The sequence below is a fragment of the Achromobacter agilis genome, from assembly GCF_900496965.1.
Lineage (GTDB): Bacteria > Pseudomonadota > Gammaproteobacteria > Burkholderiales > Burkholderiaceae_B > Achromobacter > Achromobacter agilis.
In genome coordinates this window covers 44090-61289 of the sequence record NZ_UFQB01000031.1, presented here as the reverse complement: position 1 = coordinate 61289, position 17200 = coordinate 44090, and the positions used below count along the sequence as shown (strand labels likewise).

Below are 17200 nucleotides of genomic sequence, written 5' to 3'. Positions count from 1 at the left end.
ATGACCCGCCCAATTTTAGAACTGCGACCTGGTCAGCATTTAACGCTGACGCCACAACTGCAGCAATCGATCCGATTGTTGCAGCTGTCCACGCTCGAGCTCGAAGCCGAGATCTCGCAGGTGCTTGCGGAAAACCCGTTGCTGGAACGGGACGATGAATCCCCGTCGGCCGACGCGCAGGCGGATTCCGAACGCGAGTCCTCCGTGCAGGACGACGACGCCCCGCTCGAGCGCGAGACGCCGGCCGAGGAAATGCCGGGGTCCGGCGGCGTCTATCCGGACGAGGATTCCTCCCTGCCCGAGGCGGCCCGCCCGGACACGCTGCGCGAATACCTCCTGGGCCAGCTGGTCCTGACCCGGGCGGAGCCCCGTGACGTTGCGCTGGCGGGGCTGCTGATCGACGAACTGGACGAAAACGGCTACCTGGGGTCGCCGCTGGAAGAAATCCTGGGCTGGTTGCCGGTCGAAATGGAGCCGGACCTGGACGAACTGCGGGCGGCCCTGTCGCTGCTGCAATCGTTCGATCCGGCCGGCATCGGCGCACGGGACATGGCGGAATGCCTGCTGTTGCAACTGCGCAACCCCGACCTCACCCGCCTGCCGGAAGCGGCGGACGCCGCCGTACTGGCCTGTGCGCGCCGGATCTGCGCGGAGCATCTGTCCTTGTTGGCGACCGGCAACACCGCAAAGCTGTGCGCGGCCGCGGGTTGCGACGAACCCACCTTCCGGGCGGCCCATGCCCTGATCCTGCGGCTGGAGCCCCGGCCGGGGCGGGCCTGGACCGTGCCGGCGGCCGATTACGCGGTGCCCGACGTCATCGTGCGCAAGACCCGGCGCGGCTGGCAGGCTACCTTGAACAGCGCCGCCGTGCCCCGGCTGCAGATCAACGGGCTGTACGCCCAGATGCTGGGCAACCAGAAGGAGTCCGCGCACGCGGGCCTGCAATCGCAGTTGCAACAGGCCCGCTGGATGATCCGCAACGTGGAGCAGCGCTTCGACACCATCCTGCGGGTGGCCCAGGCCATCGTGGAGCATCAGACGGCCTTCTTCAGCCAGGGGCCCGCCGCCATGCGGCCGCTCATCCTCAAAGATATCGCGGGCGAGCTCGGCTTGCATGAATCCACGATTTCACGGGCCACAACACAGAAGTACATGCTCACTCCGTTCGGCACTCTGGAGCTCAAGCGATTCTTCGGCACGGGCGTGTCGACGGAGGGCGGGGATGCCACCTCCGCCACGGCGGTTCAGACCTTCATCCGCCAGATGGTGGCGGAAGAGAACCGGGCCAAGCCGCTGTCCGACAGCCAGATCACGCAAAAACTGGCCGATCAGGGGATAGTCATCGCCCGCCGGACGGTGGCAAAGTACCGCGAAGCGCTGCGGATAGCCCCGGCCGCCCTGCGCAAGGCGCAGGCCGCCGCCCGCTGAAATAAGGGACGGACGAATGCAAATTCGTCCCTTATTTCAACGACTTGCGTGACATTTCCGTTGCAAATTTATTTGGCGCAAGGGCTTGCCAGTTATTGAATAATTTTCGATAATTATTCTCATGTACATTTGCGTATGTAATGCCATCACCGAACGCCAAGTCCGCGCCAGCGTGGACGGTGGCGCGACGACGCTTTCCGACCTGCAATTCGAGCTGGGCGTGGCTACGTGCTGCGGCTGCTGCGCGGCTACCGCCGCCGAATACCTGCCGGGCGGCCGCTGCTCCAGCGTGTGCGACGTGCGCTCCATTGCCGTTCCGGTCAATCCTCCGGCCACCATGGTCGAATCGGTCGCGCCTGCTGCCAACAGCAGCTTCCCGATTCCGCTCGTCGCCACGGCCTGAGCGATTGGCTGTTTTTCCGGCTCGCTGCCTGTTATGCGGCGAGCCGACTCGTTTCCTTCTCGCAAAAATCCCGGATAGTCATCGCCAGCTGGCGCGCAGGTTCGCGCGCCGGGTCGGTTACGCATAGCGCCAGCTCGGTCGATGGCACCGCAGGCAGCGCCGCATCGACGACCCGGTGGCCCGGCCCGATGCAGCGCCGCTCCAGCAAGGCAACCCCCAAACCGCCCGTCAGCGCCGCCTGCAGGCCCGTCAGGTTCGGGCTTTCGTACGCGATGCGCCAATGCCGGCCCGCGGCTTCCAGCGCGTGGATCGCCCGGTTGCGGTAGATGCAGCCCTGTGGAAACGCCACCAGAGGCACGGGCTCGGCGTCCGACAGGTCCAGCGCAGGGCTGCAGATCCAGTGCAGGTTTTCCTGCCAGGTGGCTACCGCGCCGCTGGCGCCCGGCTCGCGTTTGATGAGCGCCACGTCCAGGTCGCCGCGTTCCAGGCTGCGCGATAGCGAAGAGGTCAGATCGCAGCGTACCGACAGCCGCACGCCCGGACGGGACCGGGCGAAGGCCGACACCACGGCGGTCAGGGTATCCGCCGCGAAATCGTCGGGGACGCCAAGCCGGATCACGTCCACCCGCTTGCGCCCGCTGACCGCCTCGCGCACCTCCGTCGACAGCGCCAGCATCCGCCGGGCATAGCCCAGCAGGCGCTCGCCGTCCTCGGTCAGCGACACTTGCCGGCCCTCGCGGACGAACAGCGCGCAATCCAGCGATTCCTCCAGCTTGCGGATCTGCTGGCTGACGGTGGACTGGCTGCGGTGGACCCGTTCGCCGGCCGCCGTGAAGCCGCCGGCGTCCACCACCGACACGAAACTGTGCAGAAGATCGAGATCCAGCATATCGGCCACCCAATGCATTTGATTTTCAAATACTTTCGATCCGAATAAAGAGTTTGTCAATGGATCAGTGCCCGCGCAGAATCGCTTCATCCGCCGCGCCTGCGGCTTGTCGATACTGATCCCGGACATCCCATGAAGGCCATATCCACCCTGCCCGCCAACGCTTTGCCCGCCGATGTTCCGCGGGGCGTCAGCTGGGCGCCCATCGCGGCATTCTGTTTTCTCTGGAGCTCGGCATTCGCCGCGGCCAAGATCGCGGTGCGCGACTGCCCGCCCCTGACCCTGCTGACCATCCGCTTCCTGATTGCCGGCATGCTGATGCTGGGCCTCGCGGCGGCCAGCGGCCGCTGGAAGCGCCCGGCGGGGCGCGACCTCGCGGCGCTCATCCTGCTGGGCATGCTGAACAACTCCCTTTACCTGGGCCTGAGCTGGTCGGGCATGACCTCGGTGTCCTCGGCGTTCACGGCCGTGCTGATCAGCACCAATCCGCTGCTCATCGGCGTGCTGGCCGGACCTGTGCTGGGCGAACGCCTGGGGTGGCGCAAGCTGACCGGACTTTGTCTGGGATTGGCGGGCGTGGCGCTGGTGCTGCGTTCGCGGCTGTCCGGCATGCAGGAAGACCTCCACGGTACGCTGCTAGTCACGGGAGGCCTGATTGCGCTGGTGGCCGGCACGCTGCTCTATAAGCGCCTGAAGCCGGCCACGGGCCTGTGGACCTCGACCGGCATACAGTCGCTGGCCGGCGCGGCGGCGCTGCTGCCCTTTGCGTTGGCCAACGAAAGCCTCGGCGACGCGCGGATGACGGCCAGCCTGTTCTGGAGCATGGCCTACATGATCGTCGCGGTGTCGATGGGCGGCTACTACTTGTGGTTCATGATCCTGGGCCGGGCCAGCGCCACGTCGGCCAGCGCGCTGCATTTCCTGATGCCGCCGCTGGGGCTGCTGTTCGGATGGCTGGTGCTGAGCGAGCCGGTGTCGTGGCTGGACCTGTTGGGCATCGTCCCCATCGCGTTCGGCATCTGGCTTGCGACCCGGCGCAGCGTCTAGCATTCCCAGGCCGGCGCAGTTGCCGATCAGCAACGCGCCGGCGTGCGCGGCTTGGCCGCCCGATCCGCCCGATCCGCCAGGCAGCGGGCCGGATCCCTGCCATCGCTTGATGGCATTCCGGGGCGGAATCCGGCGGTTCGCATGCGGATACGCCGCATGGGCGCTGTCTTGCCTATGCAAGGCATCACGCACGCATACTCATTCTCATTAGCCTATCGCTTTCTTCTCACGGTCCTAAAGCGGTTTACCAAATGCAGTGCAAGGCTAGGCGCGGGCCCGCGCCAGATGGTAGTCTGCCGGAGTTGCGTACGCGCGGCATCGTGCGCTCCTTTGTCGCGATGCACTCGCGTCGCGCCTGACTGCAAGGAGTCCATCATGAAAGGCGACAAAACCGTCATCCAGTTTCTGAACAAGCAACTGACCAACGAGCTGACGGCCATCAACCAATACTTCCTGCATGCGCGCATGTTGAACCATTGGGGCTTCGACAAGCTGGGCAAGCACGAGTACGAAGAATCCATTGGCGAAATGAAGCATGCCGATCGCCTGATCGAACGCATCTTCATGCTGGACGGCCTGCCCAACCTGCAAGACCTGCACAAGCTGCTGATCGGCGAAGACGTGCCGGAACTGCTGGCTTGTGACCTGAAGCTCGAGCAAGGCGCGCAAGCCACCGTCAAGGAAGCGATCGCGCACTGTGAATCGGTCCGGGATTACGTGTCGCGCGATCTGTTCCAGGACATCCTGGACGACACCGAAGAGCACATCGACTACCTGGAAACGCAGATCGAACTGATCGACAAGGTCGGTCTCCAGAATTATCTGCAGAGCCAGATGGCCGTGCCGGAATGATTGCCGGACACCCATGAAAATGGCGCCCCGCGGGGCGCCATTTTTTTATGCAGGGGCCGTCTCTGGCCCGGCGGCGGCCGAGTTACGGACGGGCCGGGCATTCGGCCATGGTGCCCCAGGCGCGGTTGGGCCCGCAATACTTGTTGCGCGCGGCCCAGGAACACGACGGGCGCTCGAAGAAGCCTTGCGTGGCGCAATGCGCGAGCTCGCGCTTGAGCGCGTCCTGCCAGCCCAGGGCGCCGGGCGCCTGCGCGGTGTTTGGGGGCGGCGGGGGCGCCTGCACCATCTGGGGCGTGCCATAGCCGCCGGCCTGCGCCTGGCCGCCGTTGACCGCAGCGGAGGTGCCGGGCGCTTGCAGGTCCAGCGTGCTGACGTCCGACGCGCCCGAGGGCAGCGGTACGTTCGAGGCCGCTGCGATTTCGCGGGCCTGTTCCGGGCTGATGCGTTCGCGCGAGATCTTCACGGAAGGGTCGCTCACGCTGTCGAACAACGACACGGTGTTGACCTGCCATTCCCGGTCGGACGGTTTGTCCGGCACGCCCAGCGTGCCGTCGATGCGGGGCTGGGGAGGCTGCGCCACGTAGGGGCGGCCGTTGGCGTCCAGGACAGGCTGCTGCGAAGCCGCCGTGTCCTGGCCAGGAGCGGGCGCAGCGGTGGGCGCATGCGCCACCAGCCAGTCACCCAGTTGAATGCCGCCCCAGGCGGACGCGCCAAGCGCGACCAGGAGCGTTGCGAATAAGAAACGCCAAGACATTGCTACCCTCATCTGCCGTGCGGAACCCCAACGGGTCTACGCTTTGTCTCCGAAAACCTTGCCGCCGTGCTCCCGCATGGCGTGGAATTTCACATCGGGATACAGTTCTTCGGCAACGCGCAATTGCGCGGGAGAACCGATCAAAAACGCCGCCGCATCCACAACATCATAGGCGATATGGGCCGCATTGGCATCCATGAACTTGCGCAGCGCCTTGGGGTTTTCAGACGTAATCCAACGTGCCATTGTGTAGCGGGAAGGCAGCATCCGGGCGTCCACGCCGTACTCCGTCTTCAGGCGATGGGCGACCACTTCGAACTGCAGTTGGCCGACCGCGCCAAGCAGCAGGGAGCCGCCGGCGGCCTCGGGGCGGAACACCTGGATGGCCCCTTCCTCGCCCAGCTGGGTCAGGCCGGTGCGCAGCTGCTTCGTGCGCAGCGGGTCCTTGACCTCCACCGCCTGGAACAGTTCGGGGGCGAAGAACGGCAGGCCGGTGAACTGCAGCGTTTCGCCTTCGGTCAGCACGTCGCCCAGTTGCAGCACGCCATGGTTTGGAATGCCGATCACGTCGCCGGCATAGGCCTCGTCCAGCAGCTCGCGCCGCTGCGACAGGAACGACACGACGTTGTTGGGGCGCATTTCCTTGTTGGTGCGGGCGACCTTCAGGCGCATGCCGCGTTCGAAGCGGCCGGAACTGACGCGCACGAACGCGACTCGGTCCCGGTGCGCCGGGTCCATGTTGGCCTGCACCTTGAACACCACGCCGGTGAACTTGGGCTCTTCGGGCTGCACTTCGCGTTGCAGGGCCACGCGCGGGCCCGGGGGCGGCGCCTGTTCGACCAGGGCGTCCAGTACTTCCTGCACGCCGAAGTTGTTGATGGCGGAACCGAAGAACACGGGGGTTTGCTTGCCGGCCAGGAACTGGTCGCGGTCGAAGGCAGGCGCGGCTTCGTTGATGAGCTCGATCTCGCCGCTGGCTTGCTCGAATGCCGAGCCGAAACGCCGGGAAATCTCGGGATTGGTCAGGCCTTCGATGAAGTCGTCGCTGTCCGAGCGGCGTTCCTGCCCGGGGCGGAACACGCGCATGCGGTCGCGGCGGATGTCGAACACGCCGCCGAATGCCTTGCCCATGCCGACCGGCCATGAGAACGGCACGGCGTCCATGCCCAGGTGGCCTTCGATCTCGGACAGCAGTTCCAGCGGTTCGCGCACTTCACGGTCCATCTTGTTGATGAACGTGATGATGGGCGTGTTGCGCGCGCGGCAGACCTGCAGCAGGCGGATGGTCTGCGGTTCGACGCCGTTGGCGGCGTCGATCACCATCAGCGCGGCGTCCACCGCCGTCAGCACGCGGTAGGTGTCTTCGGAGAAGTCCTGGTGGCCCGGGGTGTCCAGCAGGTTGATGACGCAGTCGCGGTATTCCATCTGCATCACGGAGGACGCCACGGAAATGCCGCGCTGCTTTTCGATTTCCATCCAGTCGGAGGACGCGTGGCGCGATGCCTTGCGGGCCTTGACGCTGCCGGCGATCTGGATCGCGCCTGCGAACAGCAGCAGCTTTTCGGTCAGCGTCGTCTTGCCCGCGTCTGGGTGGGAAATGATGGCGAACGTACGGCGCCGCGCAACTTCTTGGGTGATGTTCATGATCGGAGGATTTTACTTAACGCCGTTGCTTCGCCCGGCGTGGTCCGGTATCGGGCACGAAAGCGCGCGGGGCATGCGCCGTTGACGGCGCATGCCCCGCGCATGGGGGTCAGGAATGGCGGCGGAACGACGCCAGGAACACGCCCGCCAGGATGAACAGCGAACCGAAGGTCCGGTTCATCCAGCGGATGTGCTTCGCGTCGCGCAGCATGCGCAGCACGCGCGCCGCCAGCAGCGTGTACACGCCCATGGCCACCAGGTCGGTGAACGCCAGCGTGCCGGCCAGCGCTGCGTACTGCGGCGTCAGCGGCAGCGCGGTGTCCACGAATTGCGGCACCACCGCCAGCAGGAATACCGTGCCCTTGGGATTCATGGTGTTGATCAGGAAGCCGCGCAGCACCAGGTCGCGGACCGACGCGCGCTTGGGATCGCCGGAATCGACCGTAACCGGCGCCGCGTCCGTACGGATCTGGCGCACGCCCAGGTAGATCAGGTAGGCCACGCCCAGGTACTTGACCACGTTGAAGGCCATTTCCGAGGTGGCCAGCACGGCGCCCAGGCCCACGGCCACGACGACGAACTGGAACAGGATGCCCATGATCAGGCCAGCCGTATTCCAGTAGCCGCGCGAGAACCCGTATTTCAGCCCGGACGACATGGCCGAGATCGCTCCCGCGCCGGGCGAGAACGAAATGGCCCAGGAGGCCAGGAAAAACGTCAACCAGGTGGATAAGGGCATGGCGCGGGTCCGTGGATCGCAGTTCTGGGGTTGCCGGTGATATTACTTGCTGAGCAGCGCGGCGCGCGGGCCGCCGGCCGGACGACCCTGAGCCGGACGACCCTGAGCCGGGCGCCCCTGAGCCGGGCGCCCCGAGCCCCCATTGCCGGCCGGGCGGGCGGAGCCTTCCGGATGGCGATGGTTCTGCTGGGGCCGGCTTTCGTTGCGGCCGGCGTGCGCCGTGCGGTCGGCGGGCTTGCCGTCGCGCGGGCCATGGCTGGCGCGGCCTTCACCGGCGCGGGCGGGGGCCGGAGCACGGCCGCCCGCAGCGGCGCGGGGCTGACCCTGGCCTTGGCCCGGGCGCGAACGGCCGGCATTGGCGTTGCCGCCGCGGCCGTTGCGATTGCCGCCGCGCGGGCTGCGGTTGTCTTCTTCGCGTTCCTGGCGCTCGAATGCCGCGGCGCTGGTGGCGGGCGCCGTCCAGCCTTCCACGGGCTTGCGCTCGATGGTCTTCTTGATCAGGCGCTCGATGTCCTTGAGCAGCTTGATCTCGCTGTTGTCGACCAGGGAGACCGCGGCGCCGGTCGAGCCGGCGCGGCCCGTGCGGCCGATGCGGTGCACGTAGTCCTCGGGCACGTTGGGCAGTTCGAAGTTCACCACCTGGGGCAACTGGTCGATGTCCAGGCCGCGGGCGGCGATGTCGGTCGCGACCAGCACGGCCACGGAGCTGTCCTTGAAGCCGGCCAGCGCGCGGGTGCGTGCCGATTGGCTCTTGTTGCCGTGGATGGCGGCGGCGGTCAGGCCGTCCTTGACCAGCTTTTCGGCCAGGCGGTTGGCGCCGTGCTTGGTGCGGGTGAACACCAGCACCTGGTGCCAGCCGCTTTCACGGATGATGTGGCTGAGGAGGTCGCGCTTGTGATGCTGCTCGACCATATACACCGTCTGGGTGACGAGCTCGGTGGCGGTGTTGCGCGGGGTGACCGAGACTTCGCCGGGGTTGTTCAGCACGCCGCGCGCCAGCGTGCGGATGTCGTCCGAGAACGTGGCCGAGAACAGCAGGTTCTGGCGTTGCTTGGGCAGCAGCGCGAGGATCTTGCGGATGTCGCGGATGAAGCCCATGTCCAGCATGCGGTCGGCTTCGTCCAGCACCAGGATCTCGACGCCGGACAGGTCGATCGTCTTCTGGCCGCAGTGGTCCAGCAGGCGGCCGGGGGTCGCGACCAGGATGTCCAGCGGTTTGCGCAGCGCCGAAATCTGGGGGTTGATATTGACGCCGCCGAACATCACCATGGACGTCAGCGAGGTGTACTTGCCGTAGGTCTGCACCGATTCCGCGACCTGCGCGGTCAGTTCGCGCGTCGGGGTCAGGATCAGGCAGCGCGGGCGGCCGGGCTTTCTCTGCTCGGGCTTTTTCTGCATCAGCAGGTGCAGGATGGGCAGCGTGAAGCCGGCGGTCTTGCCGGTGCCGGTCTGGGCGGCGGCGAGCAGGTCGCCGCCTTTCAGGACCTGGGGAATGGCCTGGGCCTGAATGGGGGTGGGCGCGGTATAGCCGGTATCGGCGATGGCACGCAACAGGGAATCAGCCAGCCCGAGGTCGGCGAAAGGGGAAGAGGTAGTCAAGACAACTCCAACGGCAGCCCGTCGCTCAAGTTGAGAGACTCCAATCCAGGCGGACGAACAAGGAGAAATGGGAAGCGCCCTGATGGGCGAAGCTTGGCAGCGAAGGGCCTAGCGGACGTGTGTAGATTGGCAAAACACACAGCCGGATTGTAGCCGATGTCGCGTTGCAGCACCGTGGCAAACCCGCTGCCGGGTATCACTAAGTAACAAATTGCAGTGCCTATGCACCAAATAAGTGTTTTCCCTAGGCGTCACTCCCTATAATCCGTGCGCTTTCATCCATTTGAAGAATAAAGGATCGCTATGAAGAAATCGGCAATAGTGGGCGTCGTCGTCGCGCTGGGCGCGGTCTGGACCGGCACGGCCTGGTATACGGGCCAGAAGGCCGAGGCCTTCGTCAAGCAATCGATCGATCAGGCCAATGCCGAGCTTCAGAAGTTCGGCGAAAAGTGGGGTGTGACCCCCGTCGTCGAGCTGATGTCCTTCGAGCGCGGCGTGTTTTCGTCCACCGAGCGCTATCGCGTGAAGTTCACCGAGCCCGCCGCCGACGGCAAGCCGGCCCAGGAACATGCCATCCAGTTCGTCGAATACCTGGACCACGGCCCCTTCCCGCTGTCGAAGCTGAAGTCCGGCTCCTTCGCGCCGGCCATGGTGGCCAGCCGCTTCCAGCTGGAAGAGACGCCCGTCGTGAAGGAATGGTTCGCCGCGACCAAGGGCACGGTTCCCCTGTCGGGCGCATATAGCGTCAGCTACGCGAAGAACGTCTCGGGCAACTTCGACATGGCCCCGGTGGAGTTCGCCAAGGACGACACCAGCCTGGCGTTCTCCGGCATGAAGGGCGACGTCACCTACGCCACCGGCAGCAAGCACGGCACGGTTTCGCTGCTGGCCGACAGCCTGGTGCTGAAGGGCCCGGCGTCCGAAGATAACGACATCGTCAGCATGGCCATGCAGGGCCTGAGCCTGACCAGCGACATGACGCCGGCCAAGAACGAGATGTACGTGGGCAGCCAGAAGCTGGGCCTGAAGAACTGGACGATCACCTCCAAGGAGAAGCCGCCCGTCCAGTTGAAGGACACCGTCATCGCCGTCGACATGACGGAAGCCGATGCGACCATGGGCGCCAAGATGGACGTCGATTTCGGCATGATCAGCATCCAGGACAAGGACATGGCCGGCCTGAAGCTGGTCGTCGACGCGAAGCGCCTGGACGCGAAGGCCTTCAAGGCCCTGAACGACGTCTACGAAGCCGCTTCGCGCCGCGTGCTGCAGAGCAAGGGCGAAGCGCAGTCGCCGGAGTTCACGGACGAAGAGAAGCAGGTGCTCAAGACCAACGTCGAACTGCTCCTGGCCGGCAACCCGACGCTGTCGGTGTCGCCGCTGGAAGTGCGCACCGCCAACGGCACCTCGACCTTCAACCTGGATCTGGACCTGACCAAGCCGGCTTCGCTGGAAGGCGAATTCGCCGATACGGCGAAGGAAGTCGTCCGCAAGCTCAACGCCAAGCTGGTGCTGTCCAAGGGCAACCTGGGCGACCTGATGGCCATCGAGCCGCAGGTGCGCGGCGTGCCGGCTGAACAGGCTGTGCAGACCGCCAAGGGCCAGGCCGAGATGGTGGGCACTATGGCCACGGCGATGGGCCTGGCCAAGGTCGAAAACGACAACATCGTGACCTACCTGAACTACGCCGACGGCCAGGTGGATTTCAACGGCAAGAAGATGCCGGTTGAACAGTTCCTGATGATGGTCCTGAGCGGGGCCATGGGCGGCGCGCGCTAACCGCCGGCCACCGCCGCAACGAATGCCGCCGCAGCCTCAGGGCGCGGCGGCTTTTTTTGCTCCGGGTCTGGGCGCGGCCATCCGGATCATCCCTTTCCTGGCAGCATCGCGCGCGACATCCCACGACATGGCTTTCCGGTTCCTTCCCTTCCGCTTGCTCGCCGTTCTTGTTCTTGCGCTATGGGCATCCTGGTGCTCCGCGAGAACCCTCGCATTGACCTTCGACGACGGTTTCAACCCGGGCAAGCAGCCCGAGGCCGCTCAATGGAATGCGCAAATGCTGGCCGCCTTGCGCGGCCACGGGATTAATGCGGCCCTGTTCCCTACGTTGGCGCGGATGGGCGCCGCCGGCGGGCTGGAACTGGTGGAAGCGTGGGGCCGGGCCGGACACTTAATCGGAAACCACACGGCCAGCCACCGCAGCCTTGCCGATCCGAAGGTGTCGCTGGACTGGTTCATCGCTGACGTGCGGACGGCAGACGAGGCGTTCAAGGGCCTGGCCGGCTTTGGGCCGATGTTGCGGTTTCCGTACCTGAAAGAAGGCGATACGCAGGCCAAGCGCGATGGCATGCGCGAATGGATGGCCAGGAACGATTACAGAAGCGCGCCAGTGTCCATCGATGCCAGCGACTGGTATTACAACATCGTCTACGCCGCGCATCTCAAGGCGGGCGATGCCGGCAAGGCCGAGCGCGTGAAGCAGGCCTACCTCCGCCATCTGCTGGACCGCGCGGACTATTACGACGGCCTGGCGCGCGACGTCCTGGGAAGAAGTCCTGTCCATGTCATGCTGCTCCATACCAATCAGATCAACGCCGCGGCGCTGTCCGATGTGATCGCGGCGCTGACGGCCCATGGCTGGAACATCGCATCGGCAAGCAGCGCGTTCCAGGATCCGCTGTATGCGCAAGCGCCCGACACGCTTCCCGCCGGAGAGAGCATTGTCTGGGCGCGCGCGAAGGCGCTCGATTTCCCGGGGCTGCGCTATCCGGCGGAAGATGCCGTGTATGAAGAGCCGCTGCTGCGGGACGCCGGATTGCTGCCCTAGCGCAGCCGGCCGCCCCGAGTTCTATCAGGACGGCAAGGCGCCGGCGGCCAGCTCCCCCTGGCGCATCACGGCGACGTGGAAGCGCTTGTCGGCCGCCTTCAGGATGTCTTCCGTGGGGTCGCCCCGCACCAGCAGCAGGTCGGCCATGTTGCCTTCGGCGATGACGCCGTGGCGGTCCAGCCCCATCAGGTCGTGGCCGCGCGACGTTCCCGCGATCAGCGCGTCCATGGGTGTCATGCCGAACTCCACCATGTAGGCCAGCTCCATGGCGTTTTCGCCATGCAGATTGAACGGCGTCCCGGCATCGGTGCCCATGGCGATGCGCCCGCCCGCTTTGTAGTACATCTGGAAGGATTCGCGGTGGCGCTGTTCCACCGCGCGCGCCTTTTCGACCGCATAGGCGGGGATGCCGTTGTCGGCGTTGGCGATGATGTTGCGCACCGCCGCGATGGTGGGGACCAGGTAGGTCTCGGCCTCCAGCATCTCGCGTAGGCAGTCGTCGTCCATGAAAATGCCATGCTCGATCGAGTCGATACCGGCGCGCACCGCGTTCAGGATGCCCAGCGTGCCCTGCGCGTGGCTGGCCGTGCTCTTGCGAAAGCGCTTGGCTTCGTGCACACCCGCTTTCATTTCTTCCGCGCTGTAGTGCGCGTCCATGGGGCTGACTCCGGGCGTCATGACGCCGCCCGTGGCCATGATCTTCACCAGGTCGCAGCCGGCGTGGACCTGTTCGCGCACGGCCTTGATCACGTCTTCGCAGCCGTCGGCCACGCGGCCGATGCGGTTGCCGTGGCCGCCCGTCATGCAGATGATGCGGCCCGAGGCCCGGATGGTCGGGCCAGGGAATACGCCGCGCGCAATGGCGTCGCGTACGCCGAATTCCAGATAGTCTTTGCCGCCGCAGTCGCGCACCGCGGTGATGCCGCCACGCAGGCTGGCCTGGGCATTTTCCAGCGCCGTCAGCGTGATCTGCGCCGGGCCCTGCTTGCTCAGGTGCGCGTTGGGGTCCGCGCTGCCGGTATAGACCAGGTGGACGTGACAGTCGGCCAGGCTTGGCATCAAGGTCATGCCCTCGGTGCGCACCGTTGCCCCGGCGTAGCCGGAGAACTCGCCGGCCGGGGCCACCCGCGCCACGCGCTGGCCTTCGACCAGCACGCCGTGCTTGGGCAGTAGCCCGCCCTTTCCGTCGAAAACCTGGCCGCCGATGAAGAGGGTCTGTCGTGTTGCCATCATGTCTCGCTCCGGATGGTGCCTGGCGCTAGGGCCTGTTCCTTTCAGGGGGAACAGGCCCTACCCCGCCACCACGTCCAGCCCTTCGCGGGACATGGATTGCAGGCGGGGCATCAGGCCAAGCAGGTGTTGGCTGTAGGGATGCTGAGGACGTTCGAAGAGCTCCTCCGTCTCGGCGACTTCCAGCAGTTCGCCGTAGCGCATCACGCCCACGCGGTCGCACATCTGGCGGATCACCGGCAGGTCGTGGCTGATGAATAGCATGGTCAGGCCGAGCTCTTCTTGCAGGTCTTTCAGCAGGTTCAGGATCTGCGCCTGAATCGAGACGTCCAGCGCCGAGGTGGGCTCGTCGCAGATCAGGAAACGGGGGCGCGTGGCCAGGGCCCGCGCGATGCAGATGCGCTGGCGCTGCCCGCCCGAGAATTCGTGCGGGAAGCGTTCGGCGGCGCGGTCGCCCAGTCCCACCACGTCGAGAAGGTCTGCCACGATGCGGCGCGCCTCCGCCTCGCTGGCGGCCAGCTTGTGGAAGCGGATGGGCTCGGCCACGATGTCGAGCACGCGCATACGCGGGTTGAGCGAAGAGAACGGATCCTGGAAGATCATCTGGATCTGCCGCCGGAACGGATTCAGCTGCTTTTCGCCCTTGAGCGCGGTGAGATCGACGCCGCCGAAATTGACCGAACCTTCGCTCGGCGTATAGAGGCCGGAGATCAGCCGCGCCACGGTGGACTTGCCGGAACCGGATTCGCCCACGAGGCCGAAGACCTCGCCTTCGCCGATCGAGAAATTCACGCGCTTGACGGCGTCGAGCGTGCGCTGGTTGCGCTTGAGCAGCGCGCTCTTCAGAACGAAGCGCATGCTCAGGTCGCGCACCTGCACCAGCGGGCCGTCCGTGCGCGAGCCGAAGTCGCGCCGCTGCCCCAGCCAGTGGGTGGCGAGGTCCAGCGGCTGCGCCGGCGTTTTCACGTCCTCGATGTAGGTCACGAGCGGGAAACGCTTGAGCTTGATGTCGGGGCGCGGCACGGCCGAGATGAGGCTGCGCGTGTACGGATGGTCGGGGTCCCCCAGGATCTTGGAGGTGGGCCCCTGTTCGACCAGCTTGCCGTGGTACAGCACCGCCACGCGGTCCGTCACGTCCGCGATCACGCCCATGTCGTGCGTGATGATGATCATGCCCACCTGCTCTTCGCGGCACAGCTTTTTCAGCAGTTCCAGGATCTGCGCCTGGATCGACACGTCCAGCGCGGTGGTGGGCTCGTCGGCGATGATCACTTCGGGCTCGCAGCACAGCGCCAGCGCGATCACTACGCGCTGCCGCATGCCGCCGGAGAACTGGTGCGGGTACTGCTTGACGCGCAGTTCGGGTTTGTCGATGCCGACCTGCACCAGCAGCTGGATCGCCCGCTTTTTGGCTTCGTCGTGCGACAGGTTCAGGTGCACCTGCATGGTCTCGACCAGCTGGCTTTCCACGGTCTGCAGCGGGTCCAGCGAGGTCAGCGGGTCCTGGAAAATCATGCCGATCCGGCGGCCGCGGACCTTGCGTTTCTGCGCCGCGCTCAGCGTGTCGATGCGTTCGCCGTTCAGCAGCACCGCGCCGCCGGCCAGGCGGCCGGGCGCCTCCAGGAGCCCGATCACCGCGTTGCCGATGGTGGATTTGCCTGCGCCGGATTCGCCGACCACGCCCAGGATCTCGCCTTTTTCCAGGGACAGCGATACGCCGTCCACCGCCACCAGCGTGCCGCGGCGGCTGGGGAATTCGATACGGATGTCTTCGATGTTCAACAGGGCCATGGCGTCCTCAGCGCAGCTTGGGGTTGAGCGCGTCGCGCAGCCAGTCGCCCAGCAGGTTGACCGACAGCACCAGCGCCACCAGCGCGATGCCGGGGAAGATGGAGATCCACCACATGCCCGAGAACAGATAGCTGTTGCCGATGCGGATCAGCGTGCCCAGCGACGGCGCGGTGGGCGGAACGCCGACGCCCAGGAACGAGAGCGTGGCTTCGGTGATGATGGCGATGGCCAGGTGGATGGTGGCGATGACCAGCACCGGGCCCATCACGTTGGGCAGGATGTGCCGGCGCAGGATGGTGATGGGGCCGATGCCGATCAGGCGGGCCGCCTGCACGTATTCCTTGTTGCGTTCGATCAGCGTGGAGCCGCGCACGGTGCGCGCGTACTGCACCCATCCGGAAATACCGATGGCGAAGATCAGGACATACAGCGCGAGCTGGTCGTGCATGTCGCGCGGCAGCAGGCCGCGGGCCACGCCGTCGATCAGCAGCGCCACGAGAATGGCCGGGAACGACAGCTGCACGTCCGCGATGCGCATGATGAAGCTGTCCACGCGTCCGCCCGCGTAACCGCTGATGAGGCCCAGCGTGACGCCCAGCACCATCGAGAACAGCACGGAGGCGAAGCCCACCAGCAGCGATACGCGCGACCCGTACAGCACGGCCGACAGAATGTCGCGGCCCTGGTCGTCGGTGCCCAGCAGGAAGTCCGGGCTGCCGCCCTCTTCCCAGGACGGCGGCGTGTTGGCGTCCATGATGCTCAGGGATGCCAGGTCGAAGGGGTTGTGCGGCGCAACGATGGGCGCAAACAGCGCACCCAGCAGGATGGCCAGCGTGACGATCGCGGCGATGATGGCGCCGGGCGAACGCTTGAAGCTGTGCCAGAGGTCGCTGTCGGCGGCGCGGGAGAAGAAGGGAGCGATGCGAGCAATCATGCTGATTCCTTTGGTGCTCTATTTGCTCTGCACGCGCAGACGCGGGTCCACGGCGAAGTACAGCAGGTCGACGACCAGGTTGATAACCACGAACATGAAGGCGATCAGGACCAGGTAGGCCGCCATGACGGGGATGTCCACCATGCTGATAGCCTGGATGAAGAGCAGTCCCATGCCCGGCCACTGGAACACGGTTTCCGTGATGATGGCGAAGGCGATGATCGAGCCCAGTTGCAGCCCCGTGATCGTGATGACGGGAACCATCGTGTTCTTCAGGGCGTGGCGGAAATTGATCAGCCGCTCCGGCAGGCCGCGGGCCCGCGCGAATTTGATGAAATCGGCGCGCAGCACTTCCAGCATTTCGGCGCGCACCAGGCGCATGATCAGCGTCATCTGGAACAGGGCCAGCGTGATGGCGGGCATGATCAGCGCCAGCCAGCCCGACTTGGTCAGGAAGCCGGTCGTCCACCATCCCAGGCTCACCACGTCGCCGCGCCCGAAGCTGGGCAGCCATCGGAGCTGCACGCCAAAGAACAGGATGAGCAATATGCCGATCAGGAACGTAGGCAGCGATATGCCGGCCAGCGAAATCGCCATAAAGGCTTTGGACAGAATGCCGCGGCGTTTGAGCGCTGTGTAGATGCCCATCGGTATGCCGAGGACCAGCGCCATGACGGCGGAGACGAAAGACAGTTCCAGCGTGGCCGGCATGCGCTCTTCGATCAGTTCGCTGACGGGGCGGCGGTGGCGGTACGACATGCCGAAATCGCCGCGCACGGCATCAGCGACGAAATGCGCGTACTGCACGACGAACGGATCGTCCAGGCCCAGCTGTTCGCGCAACTGCGCGCGTTGTTCAGGCGTCGTGTCCTGGCCGACCATGCTGGCGATGGGGTCGCCGACGTAGCGGAACATGGCGAACGCGATCAGCGCCACCGTCAACATCACCAGCACCGACTGGATAAGCCGTTGCGCAATAAAAGAAAGCATTATTGGGAGCCTCTAAGGCCTGCCGATACTGAAAGAACCCTCATCCGGGTACTCGTGCGAGGTCCCTTTCAGC

Annotated in this window: 15 protein-coding genes; 6 read left to right on the top strand and 9 right to left on the bottom strand. The window is 65.6% G+C overall.

Going from position 1 to position 17200, the window contains the following annotated elements; all coding sequences use genetic code 11:
- Both rpoN and AGI3411_RS26690 read left to right on the top strand, forming a co-directional pair.
- Positions 1–1428: an RNA polymerase factor sigma-54 gene (gene rpoN / locus AGI3411_RS26695; RefSeq protein WP_482752700.1), complete on the top strand. Its 1428-nt coding sequence runs from the start codon at positions 1–3 to the stop codon at positions 1426–1428.
- Positions 1429–1549: 121 nt separating this feature from the next.
- Positions 1550–1831, top strand: coding sequence for a (2Fe-2S)-binding protein (locus tag AGI3411_RS26690; protein WP_129530334.1), 282 nt, complete (start codon positions 1550–1552; stop codon positions 1829–1831).
- Between the two features lie 31 nt (positions 1832–1862).
- On the opposite strand, the gene AGI3411_RS26685 is transcribed toward AGI3411_RS26690, so the two are convergent.
- Positions 1863–2720, bottom strand: a complete 858-nt coding sequence (locus AGI3411_RS26685; protein WP_129530349.1) for a LysR substrate-binding domain-containing protein — start codon at positions 2718–2720, stop codon at positions 1863–1865.
- Positions 2721–2852: 132 nt separating this feature from the next.
- Here AGI3411_RS26685 and AGI3411_RS26680 point away from each other — a divergent pair, with 132 nt between their 5' ends.
- Both AGI3411_RS26680 and bfr read left to right on the top strand, forming a co-directional pair.
- A complete protein-coding gene (locus AGI3411_RS26680; RefSeq protein WP_129530333.1) occupies positions 2853–3767 on the top strand; it encodes a DMT family transporter in 915 nt (304 codons plus the stop codon).
- A gap of 375 nt (positions 3768–4142) precedes the next feature.
- Positions 4143–4619 (top strand): bacterioferritin, encoded by a 477-nt coding sequence (bfr, locus tag AGI3411_RS26675; RefSeq protein WP_129530332.1) that lies wholly within the window; start codon positions 4143–4145, stop codon positions 4617–4619.
- Positions 4620–4701: 82 nt separating this feature from the next.
- Here the strand turns inward: bfr and AGI3411_RS26670 are convergent, their stop codons facing one another.
- From AGI3411_RS26670 to AGI3411_RS26655, 4 genes are all read right to left on the bottom strand, one after another.
- Entirely contained in the window at positions 4702–5385 is a 684-nt protein-coding gene (locus AGI3411_RS26670) for a hypothetical protein (protein ID WP_208748185.1), read from the bottom strand.
- Positions 5386–5409: 24 nt separating this feature from the next.
- Positions 5410–7017, bottom strand: a complete 1608-nt coding sequence (locus tag AGI3411_RS26665) for a peptide chain release factor 3 (protein ID WP_129530330.1) — start codon at positions 7015–7017, stop codon at positions 5410–5412.
- Positions 7018–7126: 109 nt separating this feature from the next.
- Positions 7127–7756 (bottom strand): LysE family translocator, encoded by a 630-nt coding sequence (locus AGI3411_RS26660; RefSeq protein WP_129530329.1) that lies wholly within the window; start codon positions 7754–7756, stop codon positions 7127–7129.
- 42 nt (positions 7757–7798) lie between these two features.
- Entirely contained in the window at positions 7799–9355 is a 1557-nt protein-coding gene (locus AGI3411_RS26655) for a DEAD/DEAH box helicase (RefSeq protein ID WP_165359281.1), read from the bottom strand.
- Positions 9356–9658: 303 nt separating this feature from the next.
- Here AGI3411_RS26655 and AGI3411_RS26650 point away from each other — a divergent pair, with 303 nt between their 5' ends.
- Complete coding sequence (locus AGI3411_RS26650) at positions 9659–11134, top strand: YdgA family protein (protein ID WP_129530328.1); 1476 nt, start codon at positions 9659–9661, stop codon at positions 11132–11134.
- A gap of 127 nt (positions 11135–11261) precedes the next feature.
- On the top strand, positions 11262–12182 hold the full coding sequence (locus AGI3411_RS26645; RefSeq protein WP_129530327.1) for a polysaccharide deacetylase family protein: 921 nt from the start codon (positions 11262–11264) through the stop codon (positions 12180–12182).
- Positions 12183–12206: 24 nt separating this feature from the next.
- Here AGI3411_RS26645 and AGI3411_RS26640 read toward each other — a convergent pair whose 3' ends face one another.
- Genes AGI3411_RS26640 through AGI3411_RS26625 form a run of 4 tightly spaced genes read right to left on the bottom strand, consistent with a single transcriptional unit; the run spans position 12207 to position 17127 of the window.
- Positions 12207–13415: a metal-dependent hydrolase family protein gene (locus AGI3411_RS26640; RefSeq protein ID WP_129530326.1), complete on the bottom strand. Its 1209-nt coding sequence runs from the start codon at positions 13413–13415 to the stop codon at positions 12207–12209.
- 57 nt (positions 13416–13472) lie between these two features.
- Positions 13473–15203, bottom strand: coding sequence for a dipeptide ABC transporter ATP-binding protein (locus AGI3411_RS26635; RefSeq protein ID WP_129530325.1), 1731 nt, complete (start codon positions 15201–15203; stop codon positions 13473–13475).
- A gap of 7 nt (positions 15204–15210) precedes the next feature.
- Complete coding sequence (locus tag AGI3411_RS26630) at positions 15211–16137, bottom strand: ABC transporter permease (RefSeq protein ID WP_129530324.1); 927 nt, start codon at positions 16135–16137, stop codon at positions 15211–15213.
- An 18-nt stretch (positions 16138–16155) separates the two neighbouring features.
- Positions 16156–17127 carry an ABC transporter permease gene (locus tag AGI3411_RS26625; RefSeq protein WP_129530323.1) on the bottom strand — a complete coding sequence of 324 codons (972 nt, stop codon included), beginning with the start codon at positions 17125–17127 and terminating at the stop codon, positions 16156–16158.
- Between the last annotated feature and the right edge of the window lie 73 nt (positions 17128–17200).

Excerpts from the sequence above, each read along its gene's own strand:
- AGI3411_RS26640 (WP_129530326.1), bottom strand. The coding sequence starts at position 13,415 with ATGATGGCAACACGACAGACCCTCTTCATCGGCGGCCAGGTTTTCGAC.
- AGI3411_RS26680 (WP_129530333.1), top strand. The coding sequence starts at position 2,853 with ATGAAGGCCATATCCACCCTGCCCGCCAACGCTTTGCCCGCCGATGTT.
- AGI3411_RS26685 (WP_129530349.1), bottom strand. The coding sequence starts at position 2,720 with ATGCTGGATCTCGATCTTCTGCACAGTTTCGTGTCGGTGGTGGACGCC.
- AGI3411_RS26690 (WP_129530334.1), top strand. The coding sequence starts at position 1,550 with ATGTACATTTGCGTATGTAATGCCATCACCGAACGCCAAGTCCGCGCC.
- AGI3411_RS26660 (WP_129530329.1), bottom strand. The coding sequence starts at position 7,756 with ATGCCCTTATCCACCTGGTTGACGTTTTTCCTGGCCTCCTGGGCCATT.
- AGI3411_RS26650 (WP_129530328.1), top strand. The coding sequence starts at position 9,659 with ATGAAGAAATCGGCAATAGTGGGCGTCGTCGTCGCGCTGGGCGCGGTC.
- AGI3411_RS26625 (WP_129530323.1), bottom strand. The coding sequence starts at position 17,127 with ATGCTTTCTTTTATTGCGCAACGGCTTATCCAGTCGGTGCTGGTGATG.
- rpoN (WP_482752700.1), top strand. The coding sequence starts at position 1 with ATGACCCGCCCAATTTTAGAACTGCGACCTGGTCAGCATTTAACGCTG.
- AGI3411_RS26645 (WP_129530327.1), top strand. The coding sequence starts at position 11,262 with ATGGCTTTCCGGTTCCTTCCCTTCCGCTTGCTCGCCGTTCTTGTTCTT.
- AGI3411_RS26630 (WP_129530324.1), bottom strand. The coding sequence starts at position 16,137 with ATGATTGCTCGCATCGCTCCCTTCTTCTCCCGCGCCGCCGACAGCGAC.
- AGI3411_RS26665 (WP_129530330.1), bottom strand. The coding sequence starts at position 7,017 with ATGAACATCACCCAAGAAGTTGCGCGGCGCCGTACGTTCGCCATCATT.
- bfr (WP_129530332.1), top strand. The coding sequence starts at position 4,143 with ATGAAAGGCGACAAAACCGTCATCCAGTTTCTGAACAAGCAACTGACC.
- AGI3411_RS26670 (WP_208748185.1), bottom strand. The coding sequence starts at position 5,385 with ATGAGGGTAGCAATGTCTTGGCGTTTCTTATTCGCAACGCTCCTGGTC.
- AGI3411_RS26635 (WP_129530325.1), bottom strand. The coding sequence starts at position 15,203 with ATGGCCCTGTTGAACATCGAAGACATCCGTATCGAATTCCCCAGCCGC.